14 protein-coding genes are annotated in these 12,939 nt (G+C 66.4%); 5 read left to right on the forward strand and 9 right to left on the reverse strand.

The genetic code is table 11. The annotated features are described in order from the left end of the window. Window positions 1-26: 26 nt before the first annotated feature. The 4 genes from AC1MCA_RS11210 to AC1MCA_RS11225 all read right to left on the reverse strand — a co-directional run bounded on the left by AC1MCA_RS11210 (window position 27) and on the right by AC1MCA_RS11225 (window position 4,960). A complete protein-coding gene (locus tag AC1MCA_RS11210) occupies window positions 27-1,541 on the reverse strand; it encodes an amino acid permease (protein ID WP_479797054.1) in 1,515 nt (504 codons plus the stop codon). 30 nt (window positions 1,542-1,571) lie between these two features. Continuing rightward, on the reverse strand, window positions 1,572-3,011 hold the full coding sequence (locus AC1MCA_RS11215; RefSeq protein ID WP_479797056.1) for an aspartate ammonia-lyase: 1,440 nt from the start codon (window positions 3,009-3,011) through the stop codon (window positions 1,572-1,574). A gap of 7 nt (window positions 3,012-3,018) precedes the next feature. Further along, window positions 3,019-4,116: an asparaginase gene (locus AC1MCA_RS11220; RefSeq protein WP_479797058.1), complete on the reverse strand. Its 1,098-nt coding sequence runs from the start codon at window positions 4,114-4,116 to the stop codon at window positions 3,019-3,021. A gap of 64 nt (window positions 4,117-4,180) precedes the next feature. Then, the gene (locus AC1MCA_RS11225) at window positions 4,181-4,960 is read right to left on the reverse strand and encodes a FadR/GntR family transcriptional regulator (RefSeq protein ID WP_479797060.1); all 780 of its coding nucleotides are present in this window, start codon (window positions 4,958-4,960) and stop codon (window positions 4,181-4,183) included. A gap of 123 nt (window positions 4,961-5,083) precedes the next feature. Between AC1MCA_RS11225 and AC1MCA_RS11230 the strand changes: the two genes are divergently transcribed. From AC1MCA_RS11230 to AC1MCA_RS11245, 4 genes are all read left to right on the forward strand, one after another. Next, entirely contained in the window at window positions 5,084-5,497 is a 414-nt protein-coding gene (locus AC1MCA_RS11230) for a hypothetical protein (RefSeq protein ID WP_479797062.1), read from the forward strand. Window positions 5,498-5,609: 112 nt separating this feature from the next. Continuing rightward, window positions 5,610-6,566, forward strand: coding sequence for a polysaccharide deacetylase family protein (locus AC1MCA_RS11235; RefSeq protein WP_479797063.1), 957 nt, complete (start codon window positions 5,610-5,612; stop codon window positions 6,564-6,566). 131 nt (window positions 6,567-6,697) lie between these two features. Next, window positions 6,698-6,964, forward strand: coding sequence for a helix-turn-helix transcriptional regulator (locus tag AC1MCA_RS11240; RefSeq protein WP_479797064.1), 267 nt, complete (start codon window positions 6,698-6,700; stop codon window positions 6,962-6,964). After that, entirely contained in the window at window positions 6,961-8,235 is a 1,275-nt protein-coding gene (locus AC1MCA_RS11245) for a type II toxin-antitoxin system HipA family toxin (RefSeq protein WP_479797066.1), read from the forward strand. The genes AC1MCA_RS11240 and AC1MCA_RS11245 overlap by 4 nt, the downstream gene beginning before the upstream one ends. A 5-nt stretch (window positions 8,236-8,240) precedes the next feature. Here AC1MCA_RS11245 and AC1MCA_RS11250 read toward each other — a convergent pair whose 3' ends face one another. Beyond that, window positions 8,241-8,894, reverse strand: a complete 654-nt coding sequence (locus AC1MCA_RS11250; protein WP_479797068.1) for an SRPBCC family protein — start codon at window positions 8,892-8,894, stop codon at window positions 8,241-8,243. A 90-nt stretch (window positions 8,895-8,984) separates the two neighbouring features. After that, complete coding sequence (locus AC1MCA_RS11255; RefSeq protein WP_479797069.1) at window positions 8,985-9,602, reverse strand: uracil-DNA glycosylase family protein; 618 nt, start codon at window positions 9,600-9,602, stop codon at window positions 8,985-8,987. Window positions 9,603-9,729: 127 nt separating this feature from the next. Here AC1MCA_RS11255 and AC1MCA_RS11260 point away from each other — a divergent pair, with 127 nt between their 5' ends. Beyond that, the gene (locus AC1MCA_RS11260) at window positions 9,730-10,257 is read left to right on the forward strand and encodes a hypothetical protein (RefSeq protein ID WP_479797071.1); all 528 of its coding nucleotides are present in this window, start codon (window positions 9,730-9,732) and stop codon (window positions 10,255-10,257) included. Here the strand turns inward: AC1MCA_RS11260 and AC1MCA_RS11265 are convergent. The 3 genes from AC1MCA_RS11265 to AC1MCA_RS11275 form a co-directional block, all read right to left on the reverse strand. Further along, a complete protein-coding gene (locus AC1MCA_RS11265; protein WP_479797073.1) occupies window positions 10,254-11,717 on the reverse strand; it encodes an amidohydrolase in 1,464 nt (487 codons plus the stop codon). The two genes, AC1MCA_RS11260 and AC1MCA_RS11265, sit on opposite strands and share 4 nt — an antisense overlap. Next, complete coding sequence (locus AC1MCA_RS11270; RefSeq protein ID WP_479797075.1) at window positions 11,714-12,097, reverse strand: RNA-binding S4 domain-containing protein; 384 nt, start codon at window positions 12,095-12,097, stop codon at window positions 11,714-11,716. The genes AC1MCA_RS11265 and AC1MCA_RS11270 overlap by 4 nt, the downstream gene beginning before the upstream one ends. 73 nt (window positions 12,098-12,170) lie before the next feature. After that, on the reverse strand, window positions 12,171-12,830 hold the full coding sequence (locus AC1MCA_RS11275) for a GntR family transcriptional regulator (RefSeq protein WP_479797078.1): 660 nt from the start codon (window positions 12,828-12,830) through the stop codon (window positions 12,171-12,173). Window positions 12,831-12,939 lie beyond the last annotated feature (109 nt).

Genomic DNA, 12,939 nt, shown 5'->3' on the forward strand with positions numbered 1-12,939 from the left:
GCAGCCGTGCCAGTCCGGACGGGAATCTACTTCTTGAACGTCGCCGCAGGCGGGTTGGCCACTACGGGGGCGCTGCCGGTGAAGCCTTCACGGGCCTGGGCGATTTCGCGGATGCGGTGGCGGCATGCGTACCAGCCGGCGACCATGAGGGCGGAGGCGATGGCGGTGACGAGCATGGTCAGGGGTGAGTCGATGAAGACCATGATCAGGACGCCGGCGAGGAAGAGCAGGGAGAGGTAGCTGGTGTAGGGGGCGCCGAACATGCGGAAGGAGGGGCGTTCGAGCCAGCCTTTGTCGGCCCAGCGTTTGAGTTGGATCTGGCAGAGGACGATGGTGGCCCAGGTCATGACGATGCCGACGGAGGCGACGTTCAGGACGATTTCGAAGGCCTGGGCGGGGACGAGGTAGTTCAGTGGGACGCCGAGCAGGGATACGGCGGCGGTGATGGCGATGCCGCCGTAGGGGACGCCTGCTTTGTTCATGCGGGAGGCGAATTTCGGGGCGGAGCCGTTCACTGACATGGAGCGCAGGATCCGGCCGGTGGAGTAGAGGCCGGCGTTGAGGGAGGACAGGGCGGCGGTGAGGACCACGAGGTTCATGATGACGTCGACGCCTTGGATGCCGATGGAGCCGAAGAAGGTTACGAAGGGGCTGACGCCTTTTTCGTAGGAGGTGTAGGGCAGGAGCAGGGCCAGGAGGATGACGGAGCCGACGTAGAACACGGCGATGCGGAAGACCACGGAGTTGATGGCTTTGGGCATGATCTTTTGGGGGTTTTCGGTTTCGCCGGCGGCTGTGCCGACCAGTTCGATGGAGGCGTAGGCGAACAGGACGCCCTGCATGAGGATGATCATGGGGAGCAGGCCGTTGGGGAAGATCCCGCCGTTGTCCGAGAGGAGGCTCAGGCCGACCTGCTGGCCGTCCACGGGGGTGCCGAAGATGACGAAGTATGTGCCGACCACCAGGAAGATGACCAGGGCGGCGACCTTGATCAGGGCGAACCAGAATTCCATCTCGCCGAAGACCTTGACGGAGACCAGGTTCAGGGCGAGGACCACCACGAGGGCGATCAGGGCCCAGGCCCATTGCGGGACGTCCGCCATCCAGGGGATGTAGTTGCCGAAGAAGTTCATGTACAGGGCGGCGGCGGTGATGTCCACGATGGTGGTGGTGGCCCAGTTGATCCAGTAGAACCAGCCGGAGACGAACGCGGCTTTCTCGCCGAAGAATTCGCGGGCGTAGGAGACGAACGAGCCCGAGGAGGGCCGGTGGAGTACCAGTTCGCCCAGGGCCCGGAGGATGAGGAAGGCGAAGAAGCCGCAGACTGCGTAGGCGATGACCAGCGAGGGGCCTGCGGCGTTGAGGCGGCCGCCTGCGCCGAGGAACAGGCCGGTACCGATGGCCCCGCCAATGGCGATCATTTGGATCTGCCGGGGTTTGAGGTTCTTGTGGTAGCCCTGGTCTTCCGCGTGCAGGGCAGTCTCGGAGGCGTGCGCGTGGCCGCCGTCGATGATGTGGTCAGGGATGGGGGGATTCGTCATGGGATGTCCTTGGGATGATCCGTTGGGGGACTACTTGCTGAGGTTGGCGAGGCGTTCGGGGCTGAGGAGTTCCTCGAGCTGGCCGGCGGTGAGCAGGCCATGCTCGAGCACGAGTTCGGCCACACCCTTGCCGGTGGCGAGGGCCTCCTGGGCGATGGCGGTGGCTGTGGCGTAGCCGAGGTGGGGATTCAGTGCCGTGACCAGGCCAATTGACTGTTCCACGGTGCGGCGGAGGTGTTCGGTGTTGGCGGTGATGCCCCGGATGCAGCGTGCCGTGAGGGTGCGGCAGGCTGCTTCGAGGTGGGAGATGCTCTTGTGGAGGCTGTGGACGATGATGGGTTCGAAGGCGTTGAGCTGGAGCTGCCCGGCCTCGGCCGCCATGGTGATGGTGACGTCATTGCCGATGACCTCGTAGGCCACCTGGCTGACCACTTCGGGGATCACGGGGTTGATTTTGCCGGGCATGATCGAGGAGCCGGACTGGACTGCCGGCAGGTTGATTTCGCCGAAGCCGGCACGCGGGCCGGAGGAGAGCAGGCGGAGGTCGTTGCAGATTTTGGAGAGCTTCACGGCCACACGCTTGAGCACGCCGGACAGGTGCACGAAGGCGCCGACGTCCTGGGTGGCTTCGATGAGGTCGACGGCGGTAACCAGCGGCAGGCCGGTGATCTCGGCGAGGTGCCGGCAGGCTGCCTCGGCATAGCCGGGGTGGGCGTTCAGGCCGGTCCCGATCGCCGTGGCGCCGAGGTTGATTTCGTGGATCAGCAGGTCGGCTTCGGCCAGACGCAGCCGGTCCTCGCCGATGGTCACGGCGTAGCTGCCGAACTCCTGGCCCAGGGTCATGGGGACGGCGTCCTGCAGCTGGGTGCGGCCCATTTTCACCACGGCGCGGAATTCCAGGGCTTTGGCGGCGCAGGCCTCTTCGAGTTCGGCGAGAGCGTCCAGCAGTTCCCGGGTGGCGAAGATGGTGCCCAGCTTCACGGCTGTGGGGTAGACGTCGTTGGTGGACTGGCTGAGGTTGACGTGGTCGTTGGGGTGCAGCCGGGCGTAGTCGCCCTTGGGGTGGCCGAGGATTTCGAGGGCGCGGTTGGCGATGACCTCGTTCGCGTTCATGTTCGATGAGGTCCCGGCACCGCCCTGGATCACGTCCACCACAAACTGGTCGCTGAGTTTTCCGGCCATCACGTCTTCGCAGGCCTGCCCGATGGCGTTGGCGCGTTCCGCGTCCAGGAGCCCGAGCTCGTGGTTGGTCCGGGCGGCGGCGAGTTTCACGGCGGCAAGGCCGCGGACCAGGTGCATGTTGGAGGACAGCGGCTGCCCGGTGATGGGGAAGTTTTCCACAGCGCGCAGGGTGTGGACTCCCCAGTAGGCGGCCGCAGGGACGTCGCGGTCACCCAGGAGGTCGTGCTCAGGGCGGGTCCCTGGCGCGGTATCAATGGGCGCGGCTTCACTAATGGTCAGGTCGGGCATGGTGTCCTTACAGGGCTTCGGTGTCGGGCGTGGACAGGAAATCGAGGGGCTGGAGCAGGCCGACCCGGTGGCCGCCACCCACAACGGGGGCGGTGCCGATCCCGGCGAGGTTCGCGGTGTCCACGCCGAGGGCATGCAGGACATGGACGGTGGCAGGCATGCGGGCGCGGTCGCCGCCGTCGGAAATTTTCACGGCTACAGCGCGGCCGTCGGGCAGCCCCACGAGCTGCACACCCTCGAAGCCGTCTTTCGCCACGGCGCCCGGGAGGAGCCGCATCAGTTCGGTGACGTCGCGGCGCTCGCCGGCCACCATGTCAGGGTGTTGCCGCATGGCGAGCCCGACGGCGGCTTCCGCCAGTTGCGGGGCGTTCCCGCCGCCGTCGGGGGTGCTGACGGCAGCACTCGCACCGGCGGAGGCCGCAGCGGCGGCGATGGTTCCGAAAGCGCGGGCCATTCCGCGGAGGGTGAGCGCAAAAAGCGGGGTTCCGCAGCCATCGGTGCTGTGGCCCAGCGGCTGCTCACCGGTGAGCTCTTCGACCGTGGCGGCGACCAGTTGCTGCAGCGGGTGGGAGGGGTCGAGGTAGCCCTTGACCTGCCAGCCGTTGATGACGCAGGTGGCAGCCATGGCGGCGTGCTTGCCGGAGCAGTTCTGGGTCAGGCGCGTGGCGTGGAGGCCTGAGCGCAGCCAGTCCTCGCGCTCGCTGGTGCCGTAAGGGAGGTCGGTGCTGTTCTCCAGGTCGCCGGCCGTGAGTCCGTGCATGGCGAGGATGCGCTGGGTACCGCCGCGGTGCCTGGCCCCGCCGGAGTGGCTCGCGGCAGTGAGGGCGAGCAGGTCGGCGGGCAGCTTCAGGCCCGCACGGACCATGGCCACGGCCTGCAGGGGCTTGAGTGAGGAACGGGGGTAGAACGGGGCAAGGTGGTCCCCGGCGGCTGCCAGGACTTCGCCGTCCGGGGCGGTGGCGATGACGGAGCCGTAATGGACGCTCTCCACCAGGCCATCGCGGGTGGCTACCACCAGGGGTGAGTGCTGCGGGAGCATCCCGGGCTCTGGTTCGGCGGCGCGCACGGCCGCGGTTTGGGCAGCAGGAAAGGCAGGGGCTGGCATGAAGTCCTCAAGGGAGCCGCTTGGTGAAGCGGGTACGTGACGGGGCGGTTACTGGTGGGAGCGGTTACTTGCTGAGGATGGAGTCGAGGGCGACGCCGACTGCGCGCAGGTGCGTGGCCATGGCTTGGCTGGCTTCCTCCGCGGAGCCGGCCTCGATGGCGGCGAGGATCTGCTGATGCTCGATGTCCGAGGCGTGTTGGCGATCGGCCACCATGTTCAGCGTCTCGGACTGGAAGGCCAGGGCTCCCCGGATATCGGCCACCACGCTGGCGAACACCTTGTTGCCGCTGGCCCTGGCGATGGCGGCGTGGAAGCTGGAGTCCAGGGCGACCCAGGATTCGGGGTCCGTTTCCGTGGTCATGGCGGCGACGATGTGGCGGAGGGTTTCCAGCTCGTCAGCTGTTCTGCGCTGCGCGGCCAGACCCGCTGCCGGAACCTCGATGTGGGGACGGGCCTCGGTGAGGTCCCGCGCCGAGTACTGGCCGAGCGTGAGGTCGTTGGCTACCTTGTCGGCCACCACAAAGGTGCCCTTTCCGGTTTTGGTGACCGTCAGGCCCAGGGCCGTGCAGGACCTGAGGGCTTCCCGGATGACAGAACGGCTGACCCCATACTGCTGGGCGAGCATCGCCTCGGAGCTGAGCTTCCCGCCCACTGCCACGTGGCCGGACTCAATGTCGCCGCGGATGGCGTTGAACACCGCCTCGGCAGCGCTGAGCCTGGCGAGCGGCTGGGCGCCGGCGGACTGGGTGCCCGCTAACTGGGTGCCCGCTAACTGGGCACCGGCGGGCTGGTCGCGGGAAGGATTCGCAGGTTGTCCTGCTGTCCGGCTGTCTGACAGGTTCACCCTTTCAATATGGCACGGGTCACACCGGGTGTCAATAGGGCTCCTGCTGTGAAGCTTCATGAACTCCGGAGTGTTTGCCCTCCTTGACCGGATTTTGCTCAGCACACCCGCTAGTCTCCTGCCATGGATGAATACTCTGAGGAGCTTGTCAACCTCGCCTTCATGGCGCTGGACCACGCCATCGATTCAGTGGTTTCGTCGGGCGCCGACCTCGTGCCTTTCGTGATCCGGGAGCATGGCGGCCGACGGGACCTGCAGAGGTACCTGGTGGACGGCCAGCTTGAAGCGGGAGTCGCCGCGGCAAGGCAGTCCGTCACGGAAGAGCCGCTGCCTGACCGCGTAGCCCTTGCCTGGGACGGATTCATCACCTCGTCGGAAGGGCGGCAGGAAGCAGTCTTTGTTGAGTCCTACGAGCATGGCACCCCTGCCGGTTTCATCATGGCCCAGCGGTACCAGCGGGCCGGGTTCCTTAAGAAAAAGAGGGAATCAGTAGGAAATCCGGCCTTGGTGCAGAAGGACACCGCACCGCTCTTCTAGAGCGCGGCATGGGCCCTGACGGCCTGCAGCCCGGCTTCTCCTTGCGGGCAGGGTCTTTTGGCCGGGCCTTTCTGCCCTTCCGGTCGGGCGGGCAGTACCGGCACGCTGAAGCATGAGGCCGATCTCCACCTGGAACCGCCCTGTGGTCGCCGCGGTCCTGGCTGCTGTGCTGGTGATGGGGGCCATTGTGTGGGCGGCGGCCGTGTCCATGGCCCCACAGGCTGGTGGCCCGGCCCCTTCAGTTTCGCCGTCGGCGGCCGCCACCTCCGAGGTTCCCGCACCAACTACGACGGCGGCTCCCACTACGGCGTCGCCGTCGCCGTCAGTGTCCGGCGCCATACCCACCTCCGCCCCGCCCCCGCCGGTGATAAGTCCCGAACCGCCCGTGACCGAACAGCCCCCCGCCCCGCCCGAACCGCCGCCGGCCGCGCCGTTCCCGCTCGCTCTGCTGGGCCAGGATGTTGAAGTGCTGCCGGGCGCAGGGCCGGTTGTCGCGTTGACGTTCGACGCCGGCGCCAACTCCGCCGGACTGCCCAAGATCCTGCAGGGGCTCGCTAATGGCGGGGTCCCGGCGTCGTTCTTCTTCACCGGCAGCTGGGCCGCGGCGAATCCTGCCGGCGTGTCCGCAATTGTGGCGGCCGGCCACCGGGTGGGCAACCATTCGATGACGCATCCTGGTTTCGCCGGGCTCCCGGATGCCGGCATAGCCAGCGAAATACTGGCTGCGGAGCAGGCCATCCTGGCCGAAGGCGCAGACCCGAGGCCGTTCTTCCGCTTTCCGTTCGGTGAGCGCGATGCCCGCACCATCGCGGCCGTGAACAACCTCGGTTACGTGCCTGTGCGGTGGACCGTGGACACGCTCGGCTGGAAAGGGACCAGCGGCAGCATCAGCGCGCAGATCGTGGCGGACCGGGTGCTGGCTGCGCTGCGTCCGGGCGAGATCGTCCTGATGCACATCGGCTCCAACCCCGACGACGGCTCCACCCTGGACGCGGACGCCCTCCCGCAGATCATCGAACGCGTCCGCGCTGCCGGGTACAGCTTCGTGACGTTGGACAGCCTGCTGTAGTGCCGTTTGAGGCGAAATTCAAAGTTGCAGAATCGGTACGATCGTTCCGTTATGCCAGTGTTCAGGATCAATGGACCGGCGTAGTCTGGTGACAGGCAGCAGAACGGCACGATCGTACCTATTGGAGCGCGATGACTGAACCTTTCACAGACTTGGTGGCCGCGGAGGTCCGCGCCCGCCGCGCCGGGCTGGGCCTGACGCAGCAGGACCTCGCCGATATGGCCGGTGTGTCCGAGCGCTTTGTCAGGTTTGTGGAGCAAGGTAAACCGAGCGTTCAGCTGGATTCACTGACCGCCGTGCTGGAAACCCTGGGCCTCGAGCTCCGGCTCGCCACCCGGTCCAGCGAAGCTGCCAGGGCGCTCACGCACGAAACCAGCCCCGAAGCAGCAGGGTCATGAAACACCGCGTCGCGGACATCTACAAAGCAGGCGTGCTCGCCGCGCGGCTGGAACGGCACGACGGCGGGACCAAGTTCAGCTACCTGCCGGCCTATCTCGCGTCCGGGGGACCCGCCGTCGCCAGTTCCCTTCCCCTGACCACTGAGCCGGTCCTTTCCGCGGCGGGGGCGGCGCCGCCCTATTTCACCGGACTGCTGCCCGAAGGCCGCCGACTCAATGCTCTCCGGCGGTCCATCAAGACCAGCGCCGACGACGACCTCTCCCTCCTCATCGCCGCCGGCGGAAACCCGGTGGGCGACGTTCAGATCGTGGGGCACGGCGAACCGCTGGACCCCGATGAGCACGCGGTCGAGGTGGACACCAGGCTGCCGGTGGACTTCGACCAGCTGCTGGGGGATCCGGACCTGATCGATCCCGTGGCACTCGCCGGGGTGCAGGACAAGCTGTCCGCCGGGATGATCTCGCTCCCCGTGGCCAGCGCCGGCAGGCGGTTCATCCTCAAGCTCAACGCCCCGGAATTCCCGCACGTGGTGGAGAACGAGCTGGTGATGTTCCGGTACGCGGCCAAACTGCGGATCCCGCTGAGCAGGGTTGAACTGATCCGGGATGTCGCGGGCCGGCCTGGCCTTTTGGTGGAGCGCTTCGACCGGGTTCCGGTTCCCGGCGGACAGTCCGGCGGGATCCAGCGCCTGGCCGTCGAGGACGGGGCGCAGGTCCTGAAGCTGTATCCGGCGGACAAGTACAACGTGGGCTTCGGGACGGTGTGCCACGCGCTCGCTGACTACTGCGCCGCACCCCTGCCGGCCCTGCGCAACCTCGCCATCCAGGGAGCGTTTGCGTGGCTGAGCGGCAACGGGGACCTGCACGCGAAGAACGTTTCCATGGTCCAGCAGCCGCACGGCGAGTGGACCATCGCGCCGGTGTACGACATCCCCTCCACGGTGGTCTACGGGGACAAGACCCTGGCGCTGACGCTCAACGGCAAAAGGAGCGGCATTTCCCGCCGCCACTTCCTTGGCTGGGCCAAGGAGCTGGGCCTTACCGAGCGCACGGCGGTCCAGGTTCTGGAGGTGGCCCTGAAGGCGTCAGGTCCGCTGATCGCGGATCTCGAGGCGGGCACCGCTTTCGCGGGTGTCAGTGATGCCGGAAGGAATAGTGCCAAACGGAATAGTGCCGGACGGAACGACGACGGCGGCTCGCCGTTTCCGGACATGGTCACCAGGGCATGGGTCAAGGAGCTGAAACACCGACGGCGCCTGCTGGAAGGCTGAAGCTGTCAGAACGTGCCGCTGGTGGGTGGAGGCAGTAGGTAGCCCTCGTCCCGGTGGCGGGCCTTGCGTTCCGCCGCGCTGTAGTTCTCGCCTTCGGCCGTTTCGTCCGACTCGCCCTCGAAATCCACCAGGCCGTTGGTCTGGTCGAACGGATGGGCGAACCGGTTTGCACCCGCAGCTGTCCCCGAGGCTGCTCGGGTTTCAGTGCCGGGGACTGATTTCCGCCAGGCTCCGGTGGCGTGCCCCTCATGTTCGATGAACTCCTTGAACTTCTTCAGGTCGTGCTCCGCCTGCCGGGCCACCACGTGGAGCAGGTCGCCGACCTTTTCCACGATGCCCTCGGGCTGGTATTCCAGAGTGAGCGACACCTGCGTTTTGTTCCCGCCTGCATCCTTGAAGTCCACCACGCCTGAGTTGGTCGCGCCTTCGGTGGACGTCCATGCCACCCTGCTGTCCGGAATCTGCTCGATGATCCTGGCTTCCCATTGCCTGCGGACCCCGGCGATGTGCGCCACCCATTTCAGCCGGGCATCGCTGAGTTGCGTCACGCTTTCCACGCCGCCCATAAAATGCGGAAAGTCCCCGAATTGGGTCCATTGGTTGTAGGCAGTGCCGACCGGTACCTCAACGACAATATGTTTCGTTACTTTCGTGCTCACAGCGTCTCCTTCGACTGGAACCGAATCTGATGGGAACTCTCACGTCATCAGTAGGCTCAACATAGCGCCGTCGGAGGCCAGGGGCCAGAGCTAGAGGTGCTGGATGCCGGCCCGTTGCATGGCGTCCTTGTAGACATCCACGCTCTTGGCCAGGAGCTCTTCCTGCTTGGCTTCGGAAACAGCAAAGGCCCGCCCGCCGAGCGCGCTGGCCTTGTAGATCTTGATGCCGCTGTTCTTCAGCGAAGAGTGGTAGGTCTTCTCGAAGAGGGTGAGGAACGTGGAGGCGTCCGTGCCGTGTGCAATGACTGCCGATACGCGCCGGTTGATCTTGAGGAACTGCCGGAAGGGGCGCAGGCCGTCGGTCTTTTCCTGGACGTTAAGCGCGGAGGGAAGATCGGGGTCCCGCACCCACGGGTAGGCGTTCCACGGCATCACGTAGCGGGGGTCAAGCTCGGCCAGTTCGTAGATCTGCGTGGCACGGCGGGCGGCTTCGTCGTCATTGAAGTGCGAGACGAAGCCGGACTCGGTGCCCTTGCCCGGGCTGACATGGAGGCTGACGATCCGGCATTCGTCCTCATCGTGCACGGGGTCGATGTACGGGACGACGGACCCTGGCTTCTTTTCCATCAGTTCATCGCAGAGCTGCGTCACCGCCGCGATGTTTGGTTCCTGTAGCAGGGCCTTTTTTTCGTCCCAGTCAATCGTCACGATCTCTCCCTCAGCAGCAAGGCGTCCAGAATCAGGCGTCTTGTTCCACTCTACGCTTTTGGGCGTGGGGGTGCGCAGGGTGATTTCGCTCCTCCGGGTGGGCGCCCCGCGGGGTAACGTCTTCTGGATGGACAGGAAAACGCTCAAAGCGGATGGGTTTGCCGGCTTCAGGACCCTCGGCAGCCTGGAGATCATGAGGGTGCCGCAGGGGACCGGATTGTTCGCGGTGATGCGGCCGAATGAGTACGAGCCGCATTTCCTGAAGAAAAGTACCGCCGGCATCTTCAAAAAGAAGGATCCCAGCCTGCCCCCGGAGCCCCTCCTGGCCGAATGGGTGGACGGCGCGGACATCCTCTACATCGGCAAGGCAGGGCCGGGCAGCAAGGGAAACAGAGGCCTCCGGCGTCAGATCCAGGAATTCCTCGACTTCGGCAAAGGCAAACCGCCGGGACACTGGGACGGCCGGCTCATCTGGCAGCTGACCCACACGGATGCGCTCATCGTCGCGTGGAAAGAGCTGCCTGCCGAGGAACTTAACAACGCCGAAGCGCGGTATCACGCAGAGTTCGTCGAAGCCCACGGAAAGCTGCCGTTCGCGAACCTGGTCCAGGCGCGCACGAAGGACCAGCGTCCGGAAACCGGCATCCCTGACTAGGCCAAACCGCCGTCGAACGTAAACCTGCCTGCCAGCAGCGTGGCGGCCACAGGCATGCCGGCCAGGCCGGCGTCCGGGATGCTGAGCGGATCGGCGTCGAGGACGGCAAGGTCAGCCGGATCGCCAATCCGGAGGCCGCTGCGTCCCCTGGCGGAGGCAGCCAGTGCCTGCTGCCGTGAAATGGCCTCCTCCGGATGCCAGGGCCCGCGTCCGTCACACCGGGCACGCGTGGTGGCCGCCGAGATGGCGGTCCACGGTTCCAGCGGTGCAACGGGAGCGTCCGAGCCGAGGGCCAGGGTTGCGCCGGAATCCAGGAGGGACCGCAGCGGAAAGGCCCGGTCGGTGCGGCCGCGCCAGTTGGACTCGGCGGCGTCGCGGTCATCCAGGGCGTGAACCGGCTGGATGCTCGCGGTGACGCCCAGCCGGCCAAAGCGGCGGAGGTCCTGCGCACGGACAAACTGGGCATGCTCGATCCGGCCACCTATGCCGGCACGTTCAAACGCGTCCAAAGCCACCTGGTTGGCGGCATCTCCGATGGCATGGACTGCCGGGACGAAGCCGGCCTCCCCCGCGCGGACCAGCAGCTTGAACAGTTCCTCTTCACTCACGGTGAGCAAGCCATGCCCGCCGTGGGGGTAAGGGTCCGCGCAGTAGGCCGTGCGGGTGTTCAGCGAACCGTCGATCAGTACCTTCAGCGGACCGGTCCGCAACAGGGCATTGCCGCCGTCGGCCTCCTGTCCTGTGCGCATTCCCGCATTGACTGCCCGGTCCAGGTCCTCCGGATAGACGCCGGCGTCCACCCGGAGCGCGTTGAATCCGTTCGCGATCCGGCGCAGCCAGGGCTCACGGTTCCACGTCATTTCGAAGTCAACTATGCCCACAACACCCCGGGTTGCCGCGTCCCGCGCGGCGTCCAGGACCCACGTGTCAACAACACTGTCCGGCAGTTTTCCCAGCTCGCGGGTCAGGGCGAACGCCGGTTCTTCGCGAAGCAGCCCGCTGGCATCCGGCTCCACTGCGTAACGGCGGGCCGCCGCACTGTTCAGCCAGACGCAGTGCAGGTCATGGCTGATCAGGACCGTCGGCTGGTTGCCGGTCGCGGCGTCGAGCATTTCCAAGGTGGGAACATCCGGCCAGAGCGCATCGCGGAAGCCCACACCAACGGTGGTGATTGAAGGGTCACCTGATGACGCATGGGAACGCACGACGGAGGCCGCCGCGCCCGCGGAGGCGGCCCCCGAGAGATCGGGCCTGTTGGTGTGCAGGGCCCATTGGGTCATGTGCACGTGCTCGTCCCAGAGGCCGGGAATGACATAGCGTCCATCCAGATTCACTACCCGGACGCCTGCCGGCAACTCTCCACCGTTGCTGATCCCGGCCACGGCGCCGTTGCGAAGGTGCAGGTTGACGGGCCCGGGCCCGCCCGGCTGCCGTGCTCCTGCCAAAACGAGTTCGGTCACGCCGGGCCCTTGAGCCGTTCCATCTCGCGGCGGTCCTTTTTGGTGGGCCGTCCCGCACCGCGGTCCCGCTGGGGGAGTCCCAGCGCCGGTGCCACTGGCCGCGGCGGCGTGTGGTCAGTGAAACAGTGCGATGCGGCTTCGGCGCCCACGCGTTTGGCGATCAGGCGGCGGACTTCAAGGGTGCGTTCAAAGCCGGACATCCGGATGGTGACCGTATCGCCGGTAACCAGGGTGGCCGACGCCTTGGCCGGGCTGCCGTTCAGGCGCACGTGTCCCGCCCGGCAGGAGGCTGTGGCCAGGGAGCGGGTCTTGTAGGCGCGGATGGCCCACAACCAGGCGTCGATGCGGACGCTGGCGGGGGAGGACGGGAGGATGGTCATGGCTGGCAACGAGTATACGGCGTGGCTGCCCTGGCGAAAGGACAGTGCAGGGAAGCCGAAGGCGGTGCAGGCGTTACGCCACGAGGTTCGCTGCGGCAGTGTCCATGTGCTCGCGGATGGTGTTCCGGGCCAGGGAGGCATCGCCGGTTTCGATCGCATCGACAATCTCGTTGTGCCGGTCCACGCTCATGTTCTTGATGCCCCTTTCCTGTCCCGCGAACATGATGGACATCCGGATGGACCCCTCAAGCGATTCCCAGGAGTGCAGCAGGGTTTCGTTTCCGGTCAGCCGGCACAGGGTCCGATGGAATTCCAGGTCCGACTCCACGCGCTCCGGCATGCTGCCGTTCTCGGCCGCAGTCATCGCATCAATGGCCGCGCGCAGCTTGCTGCTCACGAGCTGCCGGTCCGGCAGTTCGCACAGGGTCCGCGCCGCCAGGGATTCCAGGGCTGCCCGGACGGAGAAGATGTCGCGGATTTCCTTGGCATCCAGGTGCCTGACCGATAGGCGGCCGCGTGGTCCGGCGGACAGGAGCCCCTCCTGCTCCAGCTGGCGGAGGGCTTCGCGGAGCGTGCCCCGGCTGATTTGGAGCATTTCCGAGAGCTCGGTTTCCACCAGGTGTTTGCCCGGCTCCAGTTCGCCGCTCGTGATGGCCGCACGAAGCGCGGCGAGGGCCTGCTCGCGAAGGCTTTTCTTCTGCAGTCCCAGCAGCGGTGCTGTTGCTCCGGCCATCGCGGTTACTTCCTCAATGTCAGTGGTCGACTGTTTACAGTGGCGCGTTAACTGTTGATGCTACGCCAGAAGCGCGGAGCCCGGTGGTGATGGCTCCGCGCTTCCGGAA

Source organism: Arthrobacter sp. BK1, assembly GCF_056680055.1.

What these genes read in the sequence shown, in the direction of transcription:
- AC1MCA_RS11210 (WP_479797054.1), bottom strand. Translation starts at nt 1,541, where the DNA reads ATGACGAATCCCCCCATCCCTGACCACATCATCGACGGCGGCCACGCG.
- AC1MCA_RS11215 (WP_479797056.1), bottom strand. Translation starts at nt 3,011, where the DNA reads ATGCCCGACCTGACCATTAGTGAAGCCGCGCCCATTGATACCGCGCCA.
- AC1MCA_RS11240 (WP_479797064.1), top strand. Translation starts at nt 6,698, where the DNA reads ATGACTGAACCTTTCACAGACTTGGTGGCCGCGGAGGTCCGCGCCCGC.
- AC1MCA_RS11270 (WP_479797075.1), bottom strand. Translation starts at nt 12,097, where the DNA reads ATGACCATCCTCCCGTCCTCCCCCGCCAGCGTCCGCATCGACGCCTGG.
- AC1MCA_RS11220 (WP_479797058.1), bottom strand. Translation starts at nt 4,116, where the DNA reads ATGCCAGCCCCTGCCTTTCCTGCTGCCCAAACCGCGGCCGTGCGCGCC.
- AC1MCA_RS11230 (WP_479797062.1), top strand. Translation starts at nt 5,084, where the DNA reads ATGGATGAATACTCTGAGGAGCTTGTCAACCTCGCCTTCATGGCGCTG.
- AC1MCA_RS11260 (WP_479797071.1), top strand. Translation starts at nt 9,730, where the DNA reads ATGGACAGGAAAACGCTCAAAGCGGATGGGTTTGCCGGCTTCAGGACC.
- AC1MCA_RS11275 (WP_479797078.1), bottom strand. Translation starts at nt 12,830, where the DNA reads ATGGCCGGAGCAACAGCACCGCTGCTGGGACTGCAGAAGAAAAGCCTT.
- AC1MCA_RS11245 (WP_479797066.1), top strand. Translation starts at nt 6,961, where the DNA reads ATGAAACACCGCGTCGCGGACATCTACAAAGCAGGCGTGCTCGCCGCG.
- AC1MCA_RS11235 (WP_479797063.1), top strand. Translation starts at nt 5,610, where the DNA reads ATGAGGCCGATCTCCACCTGGAACCGCCCTGTGGTCGCCGCGGTCCTG.